Origin of the sequence: Pseudomonas sp. Sample_24 (assembly GCF_004307605.1) — a bacterium.
Lineage (GTDB): Bacteria > Pseudomonadota > Gammaproteobacteria > Pseudomonadales > Pseudomonadaceae > Aquipseudomonas.
Genome location: NZ_RCNW01000234.1, coordinates 1 through 672 on the forward strand (window position 1 = coordinate 1; position 672 = coordinate 672).

At 63.8% G+C, this 672-nt stretch carries 1 protein-coding gene; it reads right to left on the minus strand.

Translation table 11 applies throughout. From position 1 onward, the window contains the following. The coding region (locus D8V06_RS12755; protein WP_177434415.1) for an FAD-dependent oxidoreductase at nucleotides 1–672 on the minus strand (672 nt) is incomplete at both ends.

Below are 672 nucleotides of genomic sequence, written 5' to 3' on the forward strand. Positions count from 1 at the left end.
GATTCAGCCCATCGACCTCGGCGCAGTCGCCCAACGCGTAGATATTGGCGTGAGAAGTCTTCAGGTGACGATCGACCACGACACCCCGATTGACCTGCAACCCGGCCGCGGCCGCCAGATCGATGCGTGGGCGCAGGCCAATGGCCGAGACCACCACATCGCACGGGATGACCTGACCATCGGACAAATGCGCCTCCAGGCCATCGGCAACCCGTTGCAAGCGAGTCAGCACAGGCCCCAGGTGGAAACGTGCACCAAGGCTTTCCAGACCGGCCTGAACCGCCGCGGCCGCTGCCGGGTGCAACAGGGTCGGCATGACCTGTTCACACGGTGCAACCAATTGCACCTCGTAGCCACCCAGGCTCAGGTCGTTGGCAAACTCGCAGCCAATCAGGCCGGCACCGAGCAAGAGCACCCGTTGCTTGCCGGCGGCTGCCGCGCGAAAGCGGGCGTAGTCTTCCAGGTCATTGATAGGGAACACGCAGTCCGCCGCATCGCCTTCGATGGGCACCCGCACGGTTTCTGCGCCCCAGGCCAGGATCAGGTCACGGTAAATCACCGATTCTTCGCCGATCCACAAGCGCTTGTGACCCGGATCGATGCCGCTGATGCGCGTATGGGTGCGCACTTCGGCCTTCAACTGTTCGGCCATGGCGCCAGGTTCGGCCATGC